This window comes from Pseudomonas fragi (assembly GCF_025426255.1).
Lineage (GTDB): Bacteria > Pseudomonadota > Gammaproteobacteria > Pseudomonadales > Pseudomonadaceae > Aquipseudomonas > Aquipseudomonas kulmbachensis.
Genome location: NZ_CP104861.1, coordinates 1,624,163 through 1,644,246, shown reverse-complemented (window position 1 = coordinate 1,644,246; position 20,084 = coordinate 1,624,163). Strand labels below are relative to the sequence as shown.

At 58.5% G+C, this 20,084-nt stretch carries 17 protein-coding genes; all 17 read left to right on the top strand.

Going from position 1 to position 20,084, the window contains the following annotated elements; genetic code table 11:
• Positions 1 to 37: 37 nt before the first annotated feature.
• The 17 genes from N7D90_RS07690 to nuoN all read left to right on the top strand — a co-directional run bounded on the left by N7D90_RS07690 (position 38) and on the right by nuoN (position 19,742).
• Positions 38 to 1,204, top strand: a complete 1,167-nt coding sequence (locus N7D90_RS07690; RefSeq protein ID WP_261741599.1) for a cupin domain-containing protein — start codon at positions 38 to 40, stop codon at positions 1,202 to 1,204.
• Positions 1,197 to 1,619, top strand: coding sequence for a GNAT family N-acetyltransferase (locus N7D90_RS07685; RefSeq protein WP_261741598.1), 423 nt, complete (start codon positions 1,197 to 1,199; stop codon positions 1,617 to 1,619). The genes N7D90_RS07690 and N7D90_RS07685 overlap by 8 nt, the downstream gene beginning before the upstream one ends.
• A 207-nt stretch (positions 1,620 to 1,826) precedes the next feature.
• A complete protein-coding gene (locus N7D90_RS07680; RefSeq protein WP_261741597.1) occupies positions 1,827 to 2,570 on the top strand; it encodes a secretin N-terminal domain-containing protein in 744 nt (247 codons plus the stop codon).
• Positions 2,571 to 2,801: 231 nt separating this feature from the next.
• Positions 2,802 to 4,127, top strand: a complete 1,326-nt coding sequence (gene aceA, locus N7D90_RS07675) for an isocitrate lyase (protein WP_003446991.1) — start codon at positions 2,802 to 2,804, stop codon at positions 4,125 to 4,127.
• A 673-nt stretch (positions 4,128 to 4,800) separates the two neighbouring features.
• Positions 4,801 to 5,214, top strand: a complete 414-nt coding sequence (locus N7D90_RS07670) for an NADH-quinone oxidoreductase subunit A (RefSeq protein WP_003446990.1) — start codon at positions 4,801 to 4,803, stop codon at positions 5,212 to 5,214.
• 10 nt (positions 5,215 to 5,224) lie between these two features.
• The gene (locus tag N7D90_RS07665) at positions 5,225 to 5,899 is read left to right on the top strand and encodes a NuoB/complex I 20 kDa subunit family protein (RefSeq protein WP_019828514.1); all 675 of its coding nucleotides are present in this window, start codon (positions 5,225 to 5,227) and stop codon (positions 5,897 to 5,899) included.
• A gap of 73 nt (positions 5,900 to 5,972) precedes the next feature.
• Entirely contained in the window at positions 5,973 to 7,757 is a 1,785-nt protein-coding gene (gene nuoC / locus N7D90_RS07660) for an NADH-quinone oxidoreductase subunit C/D (RefSeq protein ID WP_261741596.1), read from the top strand.
• 2 nt (positions 7,758 to 7,759) lie between these two features.
• Positions 7,760 to 8,257, top strand: a complete 498-nt coding sequence (gene nuoE / locus N7D90_RS07655; RefSeq protein ID WP_261741595.1) for an NADH-quinone oxidoreductase subunit NuoE — start codon at positions 7,760 to 7,762, stop codon at positions 8,255 to 8,257.
• A complete protein-coding gene (gene nuoF, locus N7D90_RS07650) occupies positions 8,254 to 9,609 on the top strand; it encodes an NADH-quinone oxidoreductase subunit NuoF (protein WP_261741594.1) in 1,356 nt (451 codons plus the stop codon). The genes nuoE and nuoF overlap by 4 nt, the downstream gene beginning before the upstream one ends.
• A gap of 132 nt (positions 9,610 to 9,741) precedes the next feature.
• The gene (gene nuoG, locus N7D90_RS07645; protein ID WP_261741593.1) at positions 9,742 to 12,456 is read left to right on the top strand and encodes an NADH-quinone oxidoreductase subunit NuoG; all 2,715 of its coding nucleotides are present in this window, start codon (positions 9,742 to 9,744) and stop codon (positions 12,454 to 12,456) included.
• Positions 12,453 to 13,460 carry an NADH-quinone oxidoreductase subunit NuoH gene (nuoH, locus tag N7D90_RS07640; protein ID WP_060691357.1) on the top strand — a complete coding sequence of 336 codons (1,008 nt, stop codon included), beginning with the start codon at positions 12,453 to 12,455 and terminating at the stop codon, positions 13,458 to 13,460. The genes nuoG and nuoH overlap by 4 nt, the downstream gene beginning before the upstream one ends.
• Positions 13,461 to 13,472: 12 nt before the next feature.
• Positions 13,473 to 14,021 (top strand): NADH-quinone oxidoreductase subunit NuoI, encoded by a 549-nt coding sequence (gene nuoI / locus N7D90_RS07635; RefSeq protein WP_016780194.1) that lies wholly within the window; start codon positions 13,473 to 13,475, stop codon positions 14,019 to 14,021.
• A gap of 9 nt (positions 14,022 to 14,030) precedes the next feature.
• Positions 14,031 to 14,534: an NADH-quinone oxidoreductase subunit J gene (gene nuoJ, locus N7D90_RS07630; protein ID WP_261741592.1), complete on the top strand. Its 504-nt coding sequence runs from the start codon at positions 14,031 to 14,033 to the stop codon at positions 14,532 to 14,534.
• A 1-nt stretch (position 14,535) separates the two neighbouring features.
• Positions 14,536 to 14,844: an NADH-quinone oxidoreductase subunit NuoK gene (gene nuoK, locus N7D90_RS07625; protein WP_019412103.1), complete on the top strand. Its 309-nt coding sequence runs from the start codon at positions 14,536 to 14,538 to the stop codon at positions 14,842 to 14,844.
• Positions 14,841 to 16,694 (top strand): NADH-quinone oxidoreductase subunit L, encoded by a 1,854-nt coding sequence (gene nuoL, locus N7D90_RS07620; RefSeq protein WP_261741591.1) that lies wholly within the window; start codon positions 14,841 to 14,843, stop codon positions 16,692 to 16,694. The genes nuoK and nuoL overlap by 4 nt, the downstream gene beginning before the upstream one ends.
• Before the next feature lie 38 nt (positions 16,695 to 16,732).
• A complete protein-coding gene (gene nuoM, locus N7D90_RS07615; RefSeq protein WP_261741590.1) occupies positions 16,733 to 18,265 on the top strand; it encodes an NADH-quinone oxidoreductase subunit M in 1,533 nt (510 codons plus the stop codon).
• A 7-nt stretch (positions 18,266 to 18,272) separates the two neighbouring features.
• Positions 18,273 to 19,742 carry an NADH-quinone oxidoreductase subunit NuoN gene (gene nuoN, locus N7D90_RS07610; protein WP_261741589.1) on the top strand — a complete coding sequence of 490 codons (1,470 nt, stop codon included), beginning with the start codon at positions 18,273 to 18,275 and terminating at the stop codon, positions 19,740 to 19,742.
• Positions 19,743 to 20,084 lie beyond the last annotated feature (342 nt).

The window sequence follows — 20,084 nt, the reverse complement described above, 5'->3', positions numbered from 1 at the left end:
TCCCGATTACAAAGTGCATTTTTTCAATAGGTTACACATGAATCCTGATATTCCTCTTCAACTTCTGGGCGGCATCACTGCACGCGAGTTCATGCGCGACTACTGGCAGAAGAAGCCATTGCTGGTCCGTCAGGCCATTCCTGACTTCGAAAGCCCGATCGACGCCGACGAGCTGGCCGGTCTGGCACTGGAAGAAGAAGTCGAATCGCGCCTGATCATCGAACACGGCGAGCGCCCATGGGAATTGCGCCGCGGCCCGTTCGCCGAAGACGAGTTCGGCAAACTGCCAGAGCGCGAGTGGACCCTGCTGGTGCAAGCGGTTGACCAGTTCGTGCCGGAAGTCGGCGAGCTACTGGAAAACTTCCGCTTCCTGCCAAGCTGGCGCATCGACGACGTGATGATCAGCTACGCCGCCCCCGGTGGCAGCGTGGGTCCGCACTTCGACAACTACGATGTGTTCCTGCTGCAAGGCCACGGCCAGCGCCACTGGCAGATCGGCCAGATGTGCGACTCCGAAAGCAAGCTGCTGGAACACGCCGACCTGCGCATCCTGGCCGACTTCCAGGCCACCGACGAGTGGACCCTGGAGCCTGGCGACATGCTTTACCTGCCACCGCGCCTGGCTCACTGCGGCGTTGCCGTGGACGACTGCCTGACGTACTCGGTAGGTTTCCGCGCCCCGAGCGCCGCCGAAGTGCTGACCCACTTCACCGACTTCCTCAGCCAGTACCTGCCGGATGAAGATCGCTACACCGACGCCGATGCACAGCCGGTAAGCGACCCGCACCAAATCCAGCATGACGCCCTTGGCCGCCTCAAGAGCCTGCTGACCGAGCACATGAGCGACGAGCGCATGCTGCTGACCTGGTTCGGCCAGTTCATGACCGAGCCGCGCTACCCGGAACTCGTGGTCGGCCCTGAACTCGAAGAAGAAGACCTGCTGGGCAGCCTGGAACAGGGCGCCATCCTGATTCGCAACCCGAGCGCACGCCTGGCCTGGTCTGAAGTGGATGAAGACCTGCTGTTGTTCGCCAGCGGTCAAAGCCGCCTGCTGCCAGGCAAACTGCGCGAGCTGCTGAAAATGATCTGCGCCGCTGACGCGCTGCACACCGACAACCTCGGCGCATGGCTGGCCGATGAAGACGGACGCAACCTGCTCTGTGAGCTGGTCAAACAAGGAAGCCTGGGGTTCGCTGATGAATAGCATTCACGTACGTGTCGCCGACTGGCAAAAGGACAACGCCGAACTTCGACGCATTCGTGAGGCGGTGTTTATTGCCGAACAATCTGTACCTCCAGAACTGGAGTGGGATGCAGACGATGCCGATGCTGTGCATTTTCTGGCTTATGAAGGCGACTTTCCGATTGGTACTGCCCGGCTGTTGCCGGACGGCCATATCGGTCGTGTATCGGTCCTCAAGGACTGGCGCGGCCTGAAAGTCGGCGATGCGCTGATGCAAGCCACGATCGAAGAGGCTGAAAAGCGCGGCCTGAAGCAGCAAATGCTCAGTGCACAAGTGCATGCCACGCCGTTCTACGAGCGCTTGGGCTTCAAGATCGTCAGCGCAGAATTCCTCGAAGCAGGGATTCCCCATGTTGATATGGTGCGTGCGAGCTGATTTGCGCAAACCTGTGTAGCTGCTGCCGCAGGCTGCGATGGGTTGCGAAGCGACCCTGATGTTGAAGGGCCTTCAGCCTTTATCGCAGCCTTCGGCAGCGGCTACAAAAGCCTATTCCAAAACGCCCTGCCATCCCCGGATCGCAGGGCGTTTTGCTATCTGGCACACTCACGCTCAGTTCTTTCAAGCATTGCGGAGATAACGGACATGTCCCTACGCCCCTTCATCGCGGGCCTGCTGATGCTGGCAAGCCTTGGCGCCCTTGCCGACACTCAAGTGATTACCCTGCAAAACCGTACCAGCACCGATCTGCTACCCATCGCGCAGAACTTTATTGGCAAAAACGGCAAAGTCAGCGCCTACGGCAACCAACTGATCGTCGAGGCATCCACCTCAAAGATTCAAAACCTCGAAGACCTGCTCGCACAACTCGACAAACCTGCCAAACGCCTGCTGATCACTGTCGACACCCGCGACAGCAACCTGTCGAACACCGCCCCGAACACCCGCGTCATCAGCACCGCCAGCCGCGACGGCGGCGTTCAGCAAATCCAGACCACCGAAGGCACTCCGGCATTTATCCAGACCGGGCACAGCGTGCCGCTCACCAGCGCCCAGACAGACGCCTACGGCCGGGTCCTGACACAGACCGACTATCGCAACGTCACTCGGGGTTTTTATGTCACCGCCAGCGTCACAGGTGAAACGGTACACCTGGCGATAAGCACGACCCGTGACCGTATGAGCCAGGAGCAGCCGGATGTAGTGAACACACAGAGTACCGACACACAGGTCAGCGGCCCTCTCGGCCAGTGGATCACCCTGGCAGGCATCAACGGCCAAAACCAGACCGATAATCAGGCGCAAACCCGCAGCTACTCTACTCAAGGCCGGGATGACCTGACGCTGCGGGTTAAAGTCGACGCACTCGACCAAAAGGGCCAAAACTGACCGGCAAGTCGTTTTTACGCAATTATGTAGTGTTATAAAAAAAGCACTACAAAACATTTGACGCCTCAAAAATGCAAAGGCATGATGGCCCCGCTCCCGCTGATCAGAGACCCCGCAAAGGCTCTGGAGCCTGTACCGGCAGCGAGTAGCCATTCACGCCAAACAACATTGTTGTGTGCCTGGTGGAGCAAATATTTTTCAACCCAGACCTATGCGACGAGGTTTATCTCCATGGCACTGACACGCGAACAGCAAATTGCAGCCCTTGAAAAAGACTGGGCCGAAAACCCACGCTGGAAAGGCGTGACTCGCGATTATTCCGCTGCTGACGTGGTCCGCCTGCGCGGCTCGGTTCAACCCGAGCACACCTTTGCAAAAATGGGCGCTGACAAGCTGTGGAAACTGGTGACACAGGGCGCACACCCGTCCTTCCGTCCTGAGAAAGATTTCGTCAACTGCATGGGCGCCCTGACCGGGGGCCAGGCAGTACAACAGGTAAAAGCCGGTATCCAGGCTATCTACCTGTCGGGTTGGCAAGTGGCGGCAGACAATAACTCTGCCGAATCCATGTACCCGGATCAGTCGCTGTACCCGGTGGACTCCGTTCCAACCGTGGTCAAGCGCATCAACAACTCGTTCCGCCGTGCTGACCAGATCCAGTGGAAAGCCGGTAAAAACCCGGGCGACCAGGGTTACATCGACTACTTCGCCCCAATCGTGGCTGACGCTGAAGCCGGCTTCGGCGGCGTACTGAACGCTTACGAGCTGATGAAAAGCATGATCGAAGCAGGCGCCGCTGGCGTTCACTTCGAAGACCAGCTGGCATCGGTTAAAAAATGCGGGCATATGGGCGGCAAAGTACTGGTCCCTACCCAGGAAGCCGTACAAAAGCTGACCGCTGCTCGTCTGGCAGCTGACGTTGCAGGCACACCGACCATCATCCTGGCCCGCACCGACGCCAACGCGGCTGATCTGCTGACCTCTGACTGCGACCCGTACGATCAGCCGTTCGTCACTGGCGAACGCACCAAGGAAGGGTTCTACAAAGTGCGCGCTGGCCTGGATCAAGCCATCGCTCGCGGCCTGGCCTACGCTCCATATGCCGACCTGATCTGGTGCGAAACTGCCAAGCCGGATCTGGACGAAGCCCGCCGATTTGCTGAAGCGATCAAAAAGGAATACCCGGACCAACTGCTGTCGTACAACTGCTCGCCTTCCTTCAACTGGAAGAAAAACCTGGACGACGCGACCATCGCCAAGTTCCAGCGCGAACTGTCGGCAATGGGCTACAAGCACCAGTTCATCACCCTGGCTGGCATCCACAATATGTGGCACAGCATGTTCAACCTGGCGCACGACTACGCCCGCAACGACATGACTGCCTACGTAAAACTGCAAGAGCAGGAATTTGCTGACGCCGCCAAAGGCTACACCTTTGTTGCGCACCAGCAGGAAGTGGGCACTGGCTACTTCGACGACATGACCACCGTAATCCAGGGTGGCTCGTCTTCGGTAACCGCCCTGACCGGCTCGACTGAAGAAGAACAGTTCCACTGATAGTGGAACCACGGCCATTGCCCAGCCCGTAAAGCAAAAACGCAATGCCTTTTACATGACGCCCCGACTGGTTCGGGGCGTTTTTTTGCCTGCGGCGTGACTTACATCCCTGCGTAGCAGCTGCCGTAGGAACGAGGCTGCGTTCGGTTGCGCAGCGACCGTAAATCCTTCGTCCCGGGTTTGTCTGACCCACTGCGGTATCAGGTTTTACGACGGCTCCGCCGCCGAACGCAGCCTCGTTCCTTCGCCAGCTGCTACAGAACCTCCTCACCTTCGACAAAAACTTGACCCAGATCCATGCCTCAAAATAAAAACCGCGCTACAAAGCCAAGTTCAAAACTTGCTAACTGCGCATATATAAGCCAACTTCAACCAACCCGACGCAAGGCAACACACTTAAACAGTATTGATTATCATTTAGAGTTGCTGTTGTTGATTACCAGCCCTGTAAAAGATATTCCCTGAAACACGCTGTAATGCCCGGACCACAAGGCCTACAGCACATTCAAGGAAGGCCATACCACTAAAGGACTGAATTAATTCATCTTAGAAAATTTACTTGCTGGGTGTTTAGCCATAAAATCCCGGCAATCAATAGCACTGCGACATAACGTCACTGCTTTATTACCTTTTCAAGCTCAGAGACCTTTGCTCTCTGTTAAGGATTTCCAGCATGCCCGAAGCGACAGGACTCATAGCCCACAACTGGGGCTTTGCCATTTTCCTTCTCGGTGTTGTCGGCCTTTGTGCCTTCATGCTCGGTGTTTCCAGCCTCCTCGGGTCAAAAGCCTGGGGGCGCAGTAAAAACGAACCGTTCGAGTCCGGCATGCTACCTACCGGTGGCGCCCGCTTGCGGCTCTCAGCCAAATTCTATCTGGTCGCGATGCTGTTCGTGATCTTCGATATCGAAGCCCTCTTTCTCTTTGCATGGTCTGTGTCTGTTCGCGAAAGCGGCTGGACCGGATTCGTCGAAGCTCTCGTTTTCATAGCAATTCTGTTGGCAGGCCTTGTCTACCTATTTCGGGTGGGTGCTCTTGATTGGGCACCGGAAGCTCGTCGTAAGCGGCAGGCCAAGCTGAAACAATGAGGCTTTGGCAATGCAATACGAACTCACCAGGATCGACCCGGATGCTCCTAACGAGCAATACCCGATCGGCACACGGGAAACCGTTGCCGATCCGTTAGAAGATCAAGTCCACAAAAACATTTTCATGGGCAAACTCGAAGACGTGCTGAACGGCACGGTCAACTGGGGGCGTAAAAACTCCCTGTGGCCGTACAACTTCGGCCTTTCGTGCTGCTACGTGGAAATGACCACCGCCTTCACGGCGCCCCACGACATCGCGCGCTTTGGCGCCGAAGTTATCCGGGCATCGCCGCGTCAGGCGGATTTCATGGTTATTGCCGGTACTTGCTTCATCAAGATGGCGCCGATCATTCAGCGTCTGTATGAGCAAATGCTTGAGCCTAAATGGGTTATCTCCATGGGTTCTTGCGCCAACTCCGGCGGCATGTACGACATCTACTCCGTGGTTCAAGGGGTCGACAAGTTCCTGCCCGTGGACGTTTACGTGCCAGGCTGCCCACCCCGCCCAGAGGCTTTTCTGCAAGGCTTAATGCTCTTGCAAGAGTCGATTGGCCAGGAGCGTCGCCCACTTTCCTGGGTTGTCGGTGACCAAGGCGTTTACCGCGCCGAGATGCCGTCCCAAAAGGAACAGCGCCGCGAACAGCGTATTCAGGTAACCAACCTGCGCAGCCCCGACGAAGTTTGATCCAGCGCCGTTTCTATCCATAGAACGAAACCCTGGCTTCATTCTTTACGTTGACCGAAAGCGATAAAAAACCATGACTACAGGCTCCGCTCTGTACATCCCGCCTTACAAGGCTGACGACCAAGATGTGGTTGTCGAACTGAACACCCGTTTTGGCCCTGAAGCGTTCACCGCCCAGGCCACACGCACCGGCATGCCGGTGCTTTGGGTTACCCGCGCAAAACTGGTTGAAGTCCTGACCTTCCTGCGTAACCTGCCAAAACCTTACGTCATGCTCTATGACTTGCACGGTGTAGACGAACGTCTGCGCACCAAGCGTCAGGGCCTGCCATCGGGTGCAGACTTCACCGTCTTCTATCACCTGATGTCGCTTGAGCGTAATAGTGACGTAATGATCAAGGTCGCCTTGTCCGAGAGCGACCTCAGCGTACCGACCGTGACCGGTATCTGGCCGAACGCCAACTGGTACGAGCGCGAAGTCTGGGACATGTTCGGCATCGACTTCAAAGGCCACCCGCACCTGTCGCGCATCATGATGCCGCCGACCTGGGAAGGTCACCCGCTGCGCAAGGACTTCCCGGCCCGTGCCACCGAGTTCGACCCATACAGCCTGACCCTGGCCAAAGTGCAACTGGAAGAGGAAGCTGCGCGCTTCCGTCCTGAAGACTGGGGCATGAAGCGTTCCGGCGAGAACGAGGACTACATGTTCCTCAACCTGGGTCCGAACCACCCTTCGGCTCACGGCGCCTTCCGTATCATCCTGCAGCTGGACGGTGAAGAAATCGTCGACTGCGTGCCAGACGTCGGCTACCACCACCGTGGCGCCGAGAAAATGGCCGAACGCCAGTCCTGGCACAGCTTCATCCCGTACACCGACCGTATCGACTACCTCGGCGGCGTGATGAACAACCTGCCGTACGTGCTCTCGGTTGAGAAACTCGCCGGGATCAAGGTGCCGGACCGGGTCGATACCATCCGCATCATGATGGCCGAGTTCTTCCGTATCACCAGCCACCTGCTGTTCCTGGGGACTTACATCCAGGACGTGGGCGCCATGACTCCGGTGTTCTTCACCTTCACCGACCGTCAGCGCGCTTACAAAGTGATCGAAGCCATCACCGGCTTCCGTCTGCACCCGGCCTGGTACCGCATCGGCGGCGTTGCACACGACCTGCCGAACGGCTGGGAACGCCTGGTCAAGGAATTCATCGACTGGATGCCAAAGCGTCTGGACGAGTACCAAAAAGCCGCTTTGGATAACAGCATCCTGCGTGGTCGTACCATCGGCGTTGCCGCCTACAACACCAAAGAGGCCCTGGAATGGGGCGTCACCGGTGCTGGCCTGCGTTCGACCGGTTGCGATTTCGACATCCGTAAAGCACGCCCGTACTCCGGCTACGAGAACTTCGAATTCGAAGTCCCGCTGGCGGCCAACGGCGATGCCTACGATCGCTGCATCGTGCGTGTCGAAGAAATGCGCCAGAGCCTGAAAATCATCGAGCAGTGCATGCGCAACATGCCAGCTGGCCCGTACAAGGCGGATCACCCGCTGACCACGCCGCCACCTAAAGAGCGCACGCTGCAGCACATCGAGACCTTGATCACGCACTTCCTGCAAGTTTCGTGGGGCCCGGTAATGCCGGCCAACGAATCCTTCCAGATGATTGAAGCGACCAAGGGTATCAACAGTTATTACCTGACGAGCGATGGCGGCACCATGAGCTACCGCACCCGGATTCGTACTCCAAGCTTCCCGCACCTGCAGCAGATCCCTTCGGTGATCAAAGGTGAAATGGTCGCGGACTTGATTGCGTACCTGGGTAGTATCGATTTCGTTATGGCCGACGTGGACCGCTAAGCATGAACAGCACGCTTATCCAGACAGACCGTTTCGCCCTGAGCGAAACCGAGCGCTCGGCCATCGAGCACGAGATGCATCACTACGAAGATCCACGCGCAGCGTCGATCGAAGCCCTGAAGATCGTTCAGAAGGAACGCGGCTGGGTGCCGGACGGTGCCATTTACGCCATCGGCGAACTGCTGGGCATCCCTGCCAGCGACGTTGAAGGCGTGGCCACGTTCTACAGCCAGATCTTCCGCCAGCCCGTTGGCCGCCACGTCATTCGTGTGTGCGACAGCATGGTCTGCTACATCGGCGGCCACGAATCAGTGGTCGGCGAAATCCAGAACAAGCTGGGCATCGGCCTGGGCCAGACCACTGCTGACGGCCGCTTCACGCTGCTGCCAGTGTGCTGCCTGGGCAACTGCGACAAGGCGCCGGCGTTGATGATCGACGACGACACATTCGGTGATGTGCAGCCTGCTGGCGTCGCCACGTTGCTGGAGGCCTACCCATGAGTCTGACTTCTTTCGGCCCTGCCAACCTGATCAAGCGTTCGGCAGAAACCCACCCCCTGACCTGGCGTCTGCGTGACGACGGCGAGGCCGTTTGGCTCGACGAGTACCAGGCCAAGGACGGTTACACAGCCGCTCGCAAAGCCTTCGCTGACATGTCTCAGGACGATATCGTCCAGACCGTGAAAGACGGGGGCCTAAAGGGTCGCGGCGGCGCGGGCTTCCCCACGGGCGTGAAGTGGGGGCTGATGCCTAAAGACGAATCCATCAACATCCGTTACCTGCTGTGTAACGCTGATGAAATGGAACCCAATACCTGGAAAGACCGCATGCTGATGGAGCAACTGCCCCATCTGCTGATCGAAGGCATGCTGATCAGTGCCCGTGCACTGAAAACCTACCGCGGCTATATCTTCCTGCGTGGCGAATACACCACCGCTGCCGTGCACCTGCGCCGTGCTGTCGAAGAAGCCAAGGCGGCAGGCCTGCTGGGCAAGAACATCCTCGGTTCGGGCTTTGACTTCGAACTGATCGTTCACACCGGCGCCGGGCGTTACATCTGCGGTGAAGAAACCGCACTGATCAACTCCCTCGAAGGCCGTCGCGCCAACCCGCGTTCCAAGCCGCCTTTCCCGGCCGCTGTGGGCGTATGGGGCAAGCCGACCTGCGTGAACAACGTTGAAACCCTGTGCAACGTACCGGCCATCATTGGCAACGGCGTTGACTGGTACAAATCCCTCGCCCGCGAAGGCAGCGAAGACCACGGCACCAAGCTGATGGGCTTCTCCGGCAAAGTGAAGAACCCTGGCCTGTGGGAACTGCCGTTCGGCGTCACCGCTCGCGAGCTGTTCGAAGACTACGCCGGTGGCATGCGTGACGGCTTCAAGCTCAAGTGCTGGCAGCCAGGCGGCGCCGGTACGGGCTTCCTGCTGCCGGAGCACCTGGACGCACAAATGTACGCCGGTGGCATCGCCAAGGTCGGCACCCGTATGGGTACTGGTCTGGCCATGGCCGTCGACGACAGCGTCAACATGGTGTCTTTGCTGCGCAACATGGAACAGTTCTTTGCTCGCGAATCGTGCGGTTTCTGCACCCCTTGCCGTGATGGTCTGCCATGGAGCGTCAAGCTCCTGATGGCGATCGAACACGGCGAAGGTCAGCCCGGCGATATCGAGACCCTGCTGGGTCTGGTCGGTTTCCTCGGCCCTGGCAAGACGTTCTGTGCTCACGCACCGGGTGCCGTGGAGCCATTGGGCAGCGCGATCAAGTATTTCCGTCCAGAGTTCGAAGCCGGTATTGCGCAAGCAAAACCTGGGGTTCCACCTCTGGCACGCCCGATTGTTATCGGCGCGTAACGTTCTGAAGGAGAGCGGTCCGTGCCGCTCTCTGATCGTTCGATAACGCCGTAAGGCTGAGTTGTTTCGAACACATAACAAGATTCCATTAGCCACGCCCGCTGACACCGGGCCAACGAAGACCTTTGAACCATGGCCACTATCCACGTAGACGGCAAAGATCTCGAAGTCGATGGGGCAGACAACCTGTTACAGGCGTGTCTGTCGCTAGGCCTCGATATCCCGTATTTCTGCTGGCACCCTGCCTTGGGCAGTGTTGGCGCTTGCCGCCAATGCGCCGTCAAGCAGTACACCGACGAGAACGACAAGCGTGGTCGGATCGTCATGTCGTGCATGACCCCGGCCACCGACGGTAGCTGGATCTCCATTGACGACGAAGAAGCGAAAGTGTTTCGCGCCAGCGTCGTTGAATGGCTGATGACCAACCACCCGCACGACTGCCCCGTGTGCGAAGAAGGCGGTCACTGCCACCTGCAAGACATGACCGTGATGACCGGCCACAACGAGCGCCGTTATCGCTTCACCAAGCGTACCCACCAGAACCAGCAACTGGGCCCGTTCATTTCCCACGAAATGAACCGCTGCATCGCCTGCTATCGCTGCGTACGCTTCTATAAAGACTACGCTGGCGGCACTGACCTCGGTGTATTTGGCGCCCATGACAACGTGTACTTCGGTCGCGTTGAAGACGGCGTGCTTGAAAGCGAGTTCTCGGGCAACCTCACCGAAGTCTGCCCGACTGGCGTGTTTACTGACAAAACCCACTCCGAGCGGTACAACCGCAAGTGGGACATGCAGTTCTCGCCAAGCATCTGCCACGGTTGCTCCAGCGGCTGCAACATCAGCCCGGGCGAGCGTTATGGCGAGCTGCGCCGTATCGAAAACCGCTTCAACGGTTCGGTTAACCAGTACTTCCTGTGTGACCGTGGCCGTTTCGGCTATGGCTATGTCAACCGCACAGATCGCCCACGTCAGCCATTGCTGGCAGACGGCACCAAGCTGAGCCTCGACGCTGCACTGGATAAAGCCGCTGACCTGCTGCGCGGTCGCAACATCGTCGGTATCGGTTCGCCACGCGCCAGCCTCGAAAGCAACTATGCGTTGCGCGAACTGGTCGGCGCCGAGCACTTCTACTCCGGCATCGAAGCCGGTGAGTTGGAGCGCATCCGTCTGGTGCTGCAAGTTCTCAAAGACAGCCCACTGCCAGTGCCGAACATGCGCGAGATCGAAGATCACGACGCTATTTTCGTCCTCGGTGAAGACCTGACCCAGACCGCTGCCCGTATGGCGCTGTCGCTGCGTCAATCGGTCAAGGGCAAGGCTGAAGACATGGCTGACGCCATGCGCGTTCAGCCTTGGCTAGACGCCGCGGTGAAAAACATCGGCCAGCACGCGCTGAACCCGCTGTTTATCGCCAGCCTGGCTGAAACCAAGCTCGACGACGTGGCTGAAGAATGCGTTCACGCCGCTCCAGACGACCTGGCCCGCATCGGTTTCGCCGTGGCCCACGCCATTGATGCCAGCGCACCTGCCGTTACCGGTCTGGATGCTGAAGCACTGGAACTGGCCAAGCGTATCGCTGACGCGTTGCTCGCGGCCAAGCGCCCACTGATCATTGCCGGTACTTCGCTGGGCTCCAAAGCCCTGATCGAAGCCGCAGGCAATATCGCCAAGGCCCTGCACCTGCGCGAGAAAGCCGGTTCCATCAGCCTGGTCGTGCCGGAAGCCAACAGCCTCGGCCTGGCCATGCTCGGCGGCGACTCGGTAGACGCCGCCCTGCAAGCGGTGATCGACGGTAAAGCCGACGCCATCGTGGTACTGGAAAACGACCTGTTCACTCGCGTTGACGCCGTCAAGGTCAATGCTGCTCTGGACGCTGCCAAAGTAGTCATCGTTGCTGACCACCAGAAGACTGCCACCACCGACCGTGCCGATCTGGTGCTGCCGGCTGCCAGCTTCGCTGAAGGCGACGGTACTCTGGTCAGCCAGGAAGGCCGCGCCCAGCGCTTCTTCCAGGTGTTCGACCCGACTTACCTGGACGCCAGCATCCTGGTTCACGAAGGCTGGCGCTGGTTGCATGCCCTGCGCAGCACCCTGCTGAACAAGCCGGTTGACTGGACTCTGCTCGACCACGTGACTCAAGCCACTGCTGCGAGCACACCTGCACTCGCCCGCATCGTTGATGCCGCGCCGTCTGCTGCGTTCCGTATCAAAGGCATGAAGCTGGCTCGCGAACCGCTGCGTTACAGTGGCCGTACCGCAATGCGCGCCAATATCAGCGTGCACGAGCCACGCACCCCACAAGATCCGGACACCGCGTTCGCCTACTCCATGGAAGGTTACTCAGGCTCCGTCGAACCGCGCCAACAAGTGCCGTTCGCCTGGTCGCCGGGCTGGAACTCGCCACAAGCGTGGAACAAGTTCCAGGACGAAGTCGGTGGTCATATCCGCGCTGGCGACCCAGGCACCCGCCTGATCGAAAGCAAAGGTGATTCGCTGAACTGGTCCGCCAACATTCCGGGCGCTTTCAACCCGGCACGCGGCACCTGGCAAGTCGTGCCGTTCTTCCACCTGCTGGGCAGCGAAGAGAACTCTTCCAAGGCCGCGCCGGTTCAGGAACGCATTCCAGCCGCTTACATCGCATTGGCCAAAGCCGAAGCCGACCGCCTGGGTGTGAATGATGGCGCCCTGCTCAGCCTCAACGTTGCCGGTGTGACCCTGCGTCTGCCGCTGCGCATCAATGAAGAGCTGGGTTCAGGCCTGGTGGCATTGCCTGCTGGCCTGGCAGGTATTCCGCCTGCGATCTTTGGCCTTACCGTTGACGGTTTGCAGGAGGCAGCCCAATGACCTGGTTTACGCCTGAAGTGATCGACGTGATTATCTCGGTGCTCAAAGCCGTGGTAATCCTGCTCGCCGTAGTGGTTTGCGGCGCGCTGCTGAGCTGGGTTGAACGTCGCCTGCTGGCCCTGTGGCAAGACCGTTACGGTCCGAACCGCGTGGGCCCGTTTGGCGCGTTCCAGATCGCAGCCGACATGATCAAGATGTTCTTCAAGGAAGACTGGACCCCGCCGTTTGCCGACAAGGTGATTTTCACCCTGGCACCGGTCGTGGCCATGAGCGCTTTGCTGATCGCCTTCGCGATTATCCCGATCACCCCGACCTGGGGCGTGGCGGATCTGAACATCGGCATCCTGTTCTTCTTCGCCATGGCCGGTCTGTCGGTCTATGCGGTGCTGTTCGCAGGCTGGTCGAGCAACAACAAGTTCGCGTTGCTGGGTGCCTTGCGTGCCTCGGCGCAAACCGTGTCCTACGAAGTGTTCATGGGCCTGGCGCTGATGGGCATCGTGGTGCAGGTTGGCTCGTTCAACATGCGCGACATCGTTGAATATCAAGCGCAGAACCTGTGGTTCATCATTCCGCAGATCTTCGGTTTCCTGACCTTCTTCATCGCTGGCGTCGCCGTGACTCACCGTCACCCGTTCGACCAGCCGGAAGCAGAACAGGAACTGGCCGATGGTTACCACATTGAATACGCCGGCATGAAATGGGGCATGTTCTTCGTCGGTGAATACATCGGGATCGTGTTGATCTCGGCGTTGCTGGTGACTTTGTTCTTCGGTGGCTGGCACGGGCCTTTCGGCATCCTGCCGCAGATCCCGTTTATCTGGTTCGCCCTGAAGACCGCGTTTTTCATCATGATCTTCATCCTGCTGCGCGCTTCTATTCCGCGCCCACGGTATGACCAAGTGATGGACTTCAGCTGGAAGTTCTGCCTGCCGCTGACCCTGATCAATTTGCTGGTGACCGCCGCAGTCGTGTTGTTAAACACGCCTGCCGGCGCGGTTCAGTGAGGATAGAGACCCATGTTCAAGTACCTGTTTGACATCGTGCATGGCACCTACACCCAGCTTCGCAGCTTGGTGATGGTGTTTGGCCATGCCTTCCGCAAGCGTGACACGCTGCAATACCCGGAAGAACCGGTCTATCTGCCACCGCGTTACCGTGGCCGAATTGTCCTGACCCGCGACCCGGACGGTGAAGAGCGTTGTGTAGCCTGTAACCTGTGCGCCGTAGCGTGCCCGGTTGGCTGCATCTCGCTGCAAAAAGCCGAAACCGAAGATGGCCGTTGGTACCCGGAGTTCTTCCGCATCAACTTCTCACGCTGCATTTTTTGCGGTTTGTGTGAGGAAGCCTGCCCGACCACCGCAATCCAGCTGACTCCGGATTTCGAGATGGCCGAGTTCAAACGTCAGGATCTGGTGTACGAGAAAGAAGATCTGCTGATCTCCGGTCCCGGTAAGAACCCTGATTACAACTTCTATCGTGTTGCTGGTATGGCCGTTGAAGGCAAGCCGAAAGGCGCTGCCCAGAACGAAGCCGAGCCGATCAACGTGAAGAGCTTGCTGCCTTAAGGAAGAACGATGGAATTCGCTTTCTATTTCGCATCGGGTGTCGCTGTCGTGTCCACGCTACGCGTGATCACCAACACCAACCCTGTGCACGCCCTGCTCTACCTGATTATTTCGCTGATTGCCGTGGCGATGACGTTCTTTAGCCTGGGCGCACCGTTTGCCGGTGTGCTCGAAGTGATCGCCTACGCCGGTGCCATCATGGTGCTGTTTGTGTTCGTGGTGATGATGCTCAACCAAGGCCCTGCCTCGGTGACGCAAGAACGCCATTGGCTCAAGCCGGGGATCTGGATCGGGCCAACCATTTTGTCCGCCCTGCTGCTGGCCGAACTGCTGTACGTGCTGTTCGCTCACCAGAGCGGTGCTGCAATCGGTCAAACCACCATCGATGCTAAAGCCGTGGGCATCAGCCTGTTCGGTCCGTATCTGCTGGTGGTCGAACTCGCCTCGATGCTGCTGCTTGCTGCAGCTGTGACGGCGTTCCACTTGGGCCGTACTGAGGCGAAGGAGCAATAAGATGCCAGGAATACCTCTCGAACATGGACTGGCAGTGGCCGGCATCCTGTTCTGCCTCGGTCTGGTTGGCCTGATGGTACGTCGCAACATTCTCTTCGTATTGATGAGTCTGGAAATCATGATGAACGCCGCTGCACTGGCCTTCATCGTTGCCGGTGCACGCTGGGCGCAGCCGGATGGGCAAGTCATGTTCATCCTGGTGATCACCCTGGCAGCCGCTGAGGCCAGTATTGGCCTGGCGATCCTGCTGCAGCTGTATCGCCGCTTCCATACGCTTGATATCGATGCTGCCAGTGAGATGCGCGGATGAACCTTCTCTTTCTGACTTTCGTATTCCCCCTGCTCGGCTTTTTGCTGCTGTCGTTCTCCCGTGGACGCTTCAGCGAAAACCTCTCGGCCGTGATCGGCGTCGGCTCCATTGGCCTGTCGGCCATCGTGGCCGCGTTTGTGATTTGGCAATTCAACGTGTCGCCGCCTGAAGGCGGTCAGTTCACGCAAGTGCTGTGGCAGTGGATGTCGGTGGGTGATTTCAAACCCAACTTCGCCCTGCACCTGGACGGCTTGTCGGTGACCATGCTGGGTGTGGTCGTCGGTGTGGGCTTTCTGATCCACGTATTTGCCTCCTGGTACATGCGCGGTGAAGACGGCTACTCGCGTTTCTTCGCCTACACCAACCTGTTTATCGCCAGCATGCTGTTCCTGATCCTGGCCGATAACCTGTTGTTCGTGTACTTCGGCTGGGAAGGCGTGGGCCTGTGCTCGTATCTGTTGATCGGTTTCTACTACAGCAACCGCAACAACGGTAACGCCGCACTTAAAGCCTTTATCGTGACCCGTGTCGGCGACGTGTTCCTGGCCATCGGCCTGTTTATCCTGTTCCAGCAACTGGGCACGCTGAATATTCAAGAGCTGCTGGTTCTGGCACCGCAGAAGTTCCAGGCCGGTGATTTCTGGATCGTGCTGGCCACCCTGATGCTGCTGGGCGGCGCTGTGGGTAAATCTGCGCAACTGCCGCTGCAAACCTGGCTGGCAGATGCAATGGCCGGTCCTACACCGGTTTCGGCACTGATCCACGCCGCGACCATGGTAACGGCCGGTGTTTACCTGATTGCACGTACCCACGGCCTGTTCACTCTGGCGCCTGACGTACTGCACCTGGTCGGCATCGTCGGCGGTGTGACCCTGGTACTGGCCGGTTTTGCCGCACTGGTACAAACCGACATCAAACGTATCCTTGCCTACTCGACCATGAGCCAGATTGGCTACATGTTCCTGGCATTGGGCGTGGGTGCCTGGGACGGCGCGATCTTCCACCTGATGACCCACGCCTTCTTCAAGGCCCTGCTGTTCCTTGCTTCCGGTGCGGTGATTGTTGCCTGCCATCACGAGCAGAACATCTTCAAGATGGGCGGCCTGTGGAAAAAACTGCCATTGGCCTACGCCAGCTTTATCGTCGGTGGCGCGGCACTGTCTGCCTTGCCATTGCTGACGGCCGGTTTCTACTCCAAGGACGAAATTCTTTGGGAAGCCTTCGCCAGCGGTAACAACGAACTGCTGTATGCCGGTCTGGTCGGTGCGTTCATGACCTCGCTGTACACCTTCCGCCTGATCTTCATCACGTTCCACGGTGAAGCCAAGACTGAAGCCCACGCGGGCCACGGCGTTACCTACTGGCTGCCACTGAGCGTGCTGATCGTACTGTCGACCTTTATCGGCGCCATGATCACTCCGCCACTGGCTGGTGTTCTGCCACAAAGCGTTGGCCATGCTGGCGGTGAAGCCAAGCACAGCCTGGAAATCGCCTCGGGTGCCATCGCCCTGGCCGGTATCCTGCTCGCCGCCCTGCTGTACCTGGGCAAGCGTCGCTTTGTAACCGCAGTCGCCAACAGCGGCATCGGTCGCTTCCTGTCGGCCTGGTGGTTCGCTGCCTGGGGCTTCGACTGGCTGTACGACAAACTGTTCGTCAAACCGTATCTGTTGATCTGCCGCTTGCTGGCCAAAGATCCTCTGGACCAGACCATTGGTTTGATCCCGAAGATGGCCAAGGCCGGGCATAACGCCCTGAGCCGCAGCGAAACCGGTCAACTGCGTTGGTACGCTGCATCCATGGCCGCCGGTGCTGTACTGGTCATGGGCGCCATCGTACTGGTAGCGGTCTGATATGAACCTTCGACTTTGCGAAAGGAATTGAGCCCGTCATGATTCTGCCTTGGCTAATCCTGATCCCCTTTATCGGCGGCCTCCTGTGCTGGCTGGGTGAGCGTTTCGGCTCCACCCTGCCCCGCTGGATTGCATTGCTGACCATGTCCCTTGAGCTTGCCCTCGGCCTTTGGCTGTGGTCTCAGGGGAACTACTCATTTGCGCCACAGCCTGGCGCCGATCCGACCTGGGCGCTTGAGTTCCAGCACACCTGGATTGCACGCTTCGGTATCAGCGTGCACCTGGCGCTGGACGGCCTGTCGCTGCTGATGATCCTGCTGACCGGCTTGCTCGGTGTGCTGTCGGTCCTGTGTTCCTGGAAAGAAATTCAGCGTCACGTGGGCTTCTTCCACTTGAACCTGATGTGGATCCTGGGCGGCGTGGTTGGCGTGTTCCTCGCCATCGACCTGTTCATGTTCTTCTTCTTCTGGGAAATGATGCTGGTGCCGATGTACTTCCTCATCGCGCTCTGGGGTCACAGTTCGTCTGACGGCAAGAAAACACGTATCTACGCCGCGACCAAGTTCTTCATCTTCACTCAGGCTTCCGGCCTGATCATGCTGGTGGCGATCCTGGGTCTGGTGCTAGTCAACTTCAACAGCACCGGCGTGATTACCTTCAGCTACGCCGAGTTGCTGAAAACCAAGATGTCACTCACCACCGAGTACATCCTGATGCTGGGCTTCTTCATTGCCTTTGCCGTGAAGCTGCCGGTTGTACCGTTCCACTCCTGGTTGCCGGATGCTCACGCACAGGCACCGACCGCAGGTTCGGTCGATTTGGCCGGTATCCTGTTGAAGACCGCTGCTTATGGTCTGCTGCGTTTCGCCCTGCCGCTGTTCCCGAATGCATCGGCCGAGTTTGCGCCGATTGCCATGACCCTGGGTCTGATCGGGATTTTCTACGGCGCGTTCCTGGCCTTCGCACAAACCGATATCAAGCGTCTGATCGCATTCTCCAGCGTTTCGCACATGGGCTTCGTGCTGATCGGTATCTACTCCGGCAGCCAGCTTGCACTGCAAGGTGCGGTGATGCAGATGCTGGCTCACGGTGTTTCGGCAGCGGCGCTGTTTATCCTTAGCGGCCAACTGTACGAACGCCTGCATACCCGTGACATGCGTGAAATGGGTGGCTTGTGGTCCAAGATTGCTTACCTGCCGGCCATCAGCCTGTTCTTTGCTGCCGCGTCGCTAGGCTTGCCGGGCACCGGTAACTTTGTCGGCGAATTCCTGATCCTGATGGGCTCGTTCGCCAGCTTCCCTTGGGTTACGGCGATTGCAACGACCGGTCTGGTGTTTGGTTCGGTCTACTCGCTGATCATGATTCACCGCGCCTATTTCGGCCCATCCAAGTCCGACGCTGTACTGGCCGGCATGGATGCACGTGAACTGATCATGGTGCTCGGTCTGGCGGTATTGCTGGTGTTTATCGGCGTGTACCCACAACCGTTCCTCGATACCTCCGCTGCGACCATGCATGGTGTGCAGCAATGGCTCGGCACCGCCTTCACTCAACTCGCTTCGGCCCGGTAAGAGCGCTATGGAATTCACGATCCAACACTTTATCGCGCTTGCTCCACTGCTGATTACCAGCCTCACCGTTGTTGTGGTGATGCTGGCAATCGCGTGGCGCCGCAACCACTCACAGACCTTCCTGCTTTCGGTGGCGGGTCTTAACCTGGCACTGCTGTCAATCTTCCCGGCGTTGAAAGTTGCTCCACTGGCTGTCACCCCGCTGTTGATGATGGACAACTTCGCCTATCTGTATATCGGGCTGATCCTGGCTTCCACCCTGGCTTGCGTCACCCTGGCTCACGCCTATCTGGGTGAAGGCGGCACGGGTTACCCCGGTAACCGTGAAGAGCTGTACCTGCTGATGCTACTGGCTGCGACCGGCGGTATCGTGCTGGTCAGCGCGCAACACCTGGCTGGCTTGTTTATCGGTCTGGAGCTGCTCTCTGTACCGGTTTACGGTCTGGTGGCATATGCCTTCTTCAACAAGCGTTCGCTGGAAGCCGGCATCAAGTACATGGTGCTGTCGGCCGCTGGCTCTGCGTTCCTGTTGTTCGGTATGGCGCTGCTGTACGCCGAAGCTGGCAGCCTGAGCTTCAGCGGTATCGGTCACGCCCTGGCAGCCACTGGCGTACCTGCGCCACTGGCACAGCTGGGTCTGGGCATGATGTTCGTCGGCCTGGCATTCAAACTGTCGCTGGTGCCTTTCCACCTCTGGACTCCAGACGTGTACGAAGGTGCTCCGGCGCCGGTTGCCGCGTTCCTGGCTACTGCGTCAAAAGTAGCGGTGTTTGCGGTGATGGTGCGTCTGTTCCAGATCACGCCTTCGGCGACTACCGGCGTGATGAGCGACGTACTGAGCGTGATCGCGATTGCCTCGATCCTGTTCGGTAACTTGCTGGCCCTGACCCAGAACAACCTCAAGCGTCTGCTGGGTTACTCGTCCATCGCCCACTTCGGCTACCTGCTGATCGCCCTGGTGGCGAGCAAAGGCATGGCCATGGAAGCGATTGGCGTGTACCTGATCACCTACGTGCTGACCAGCCTGGGTGCATTTGGTGTGATCACTCTGATGTCCTCGCCGTACAAAGGCCGTGACGCTGATGCGCTGTACGAGTACCGCGGCCTGTTCTGGCGTCGTCCGTACCTGACGGCGGTGATGACCGTGATGATGCTGTCGCTGGCGGGTATCCCGCTGACCGCTGGCTTTATCGGCAAGTTCTACATCATTGCGACCGGTGTTGAAGCTCATCAATGGTGGCTGGTTGGTTCCCTGATCCTGGGTAGCGCCATTGGCGTGTTCTACTACCTGCGTGTGATGGTGACCCTGTACCTGGTTGAGCCGAAACTGCATCGCCACGATGCTCCGCTGAACTGGGAACAAAAAGCCGGCGGCGTAATGTTGCTGGCGGTTTCGGTAATGGTGTTCTTCCTGGGTGTCTACCCGCAGCCAATGCTGGAACTGGTACAACGTGCAACGCTGGGCCTGGTTGGCTAAGCGCTAGTTGCTGTACCCAAAACCCCGTGAAGGCCTGGCCTTCACGGGGTTTTTTGTTGATCCTTCGCCCGGTGTTACAGACGTAAAACAACTGGCCCACCGCGTACATATCCGGCATTTGTGTCTAACTGAAATATTGGTTTCGGCCTTATGTGAGGGGCATTCGCGTTGTTTGGACAACCGTGTGGCTACAGCAAAAGCAAAAACCACAGAACCTTGCGCAAAACCCTGTAGCAGCTGCCGAAGGAACGAGGCTGCGTTCGGCGGCGCAGCCGTCGTCAAAGCCGGACACTGCGCTCATTCAGGTAAATCCCGGACTCAGGTTTTACGGTCGCTTCGCAA

Coding starts and splice junctions, on each gene's coding strand:
- N7D90_RS07690 (WP_261741599.1), top strand. CDS start 38: ATGAATCCTGATATTCCTCTTCAACTTCTGGGCGGCATCACTGCACGC.
- N7D90_RS07685 (WP_261741598.1), top strand. CDS start 1,197: ATGAATAGCATTCACGTACGTGTCGCCGACTGGCAAAAGGACAACGCC.
- N7D90_RS07680 (WP_261741597.1), top strand. CDS start 1,827: ATGTCCCTACGCCCCTTCATCGCGGGCCTGCTGATGCTGGCAAGCCTT.
- aceA (WP_003446991.1), top strand. CDS start 2,802: ATGGCACTGACACGCGAACAGCAAATTGCAGCCCTTGAAAAAGACTGG.
- N7D90_RS07670 (WP_003446990.1), top strand. CDS start 4,801: ATGCCCGAAGCGACAGGACTCATAGCCCACAACTGGGGCTTTGCCATT.
- N7D90_RS07665 (WP_019828514.1), top strand. CDS start 5,225: ATGCAATACGAACTCACCAGGATCGACCCGGATGCTCCTAACGAGCAA.
- nuoC (WP_261741596.1), top strand. CDS start 5,973: ATGACTACAGGCTCCGCTCTGTACATCCCGCCTTACAAGGCTGACGAC.
- nuoE (WP_261741595.1), top strand. CDS start 7,760: ATGAACAGCACGCTTATCCAGACAGACCGTTTCGCCCTGAGCGAAACC.
- nuoF (WP_261741594.1), top strand. CDS start 8,254: ATGAGTCTGACTTCTTTCGGCCCTGCCAACCTGATCAAGCGTTCGGCA.
- nuoG (WP_261741593.1), top strand. CDS start 9,742: ATGGCCACTATCCACGTAGACGGCAAAGATCTCGAAGTCGATGGGGCA.
- nuoH (WP_060691357.1), top strand. CDS start 12,453: ATGACCTGGTTTACGCCTGAAGTGATCGACGTGATTATCTCGGTGCTC.
- nuoI (WP_016780194.1), top strand. CDS start 13,473: ATGTTCAAGTACCTGTTTGACATCGTGCATGGCACCTACACCCAGCTT.
- nuoJ (WP_261741592.1), top strand. CDS start 14,031: ATGGAATTCGCTTTCTATTTCGCATCGGGTGTCGCTGTCGTGTCCACG.
- nuoK (WP_019412103.1), top strand. CDS start 14,536: ATGCCAGGAATACCTCTCGAACATGGACTGGCAGTGGCCGGCATCCTG.
- nuoL (WP_261741591.1), top strand. CDS start 14,841: ATGAACCTTCTCTTTCTGACTTTCGTATTCCCCCTGCTCGGCTTTTTG.
- nuoM (WP_261741590.1), top strand. CDS start 16,733: ATGATTCTGCCTTGGCTAATCCTGATCCCCTTTATCGGCGGCCTCCTG.
- nuoN (WP_261741589.1), top strand. CDS start 18,273: ATGGAATTCACGATCCAACACTTTATCGCGCTTGCTCCACTGCTGATT.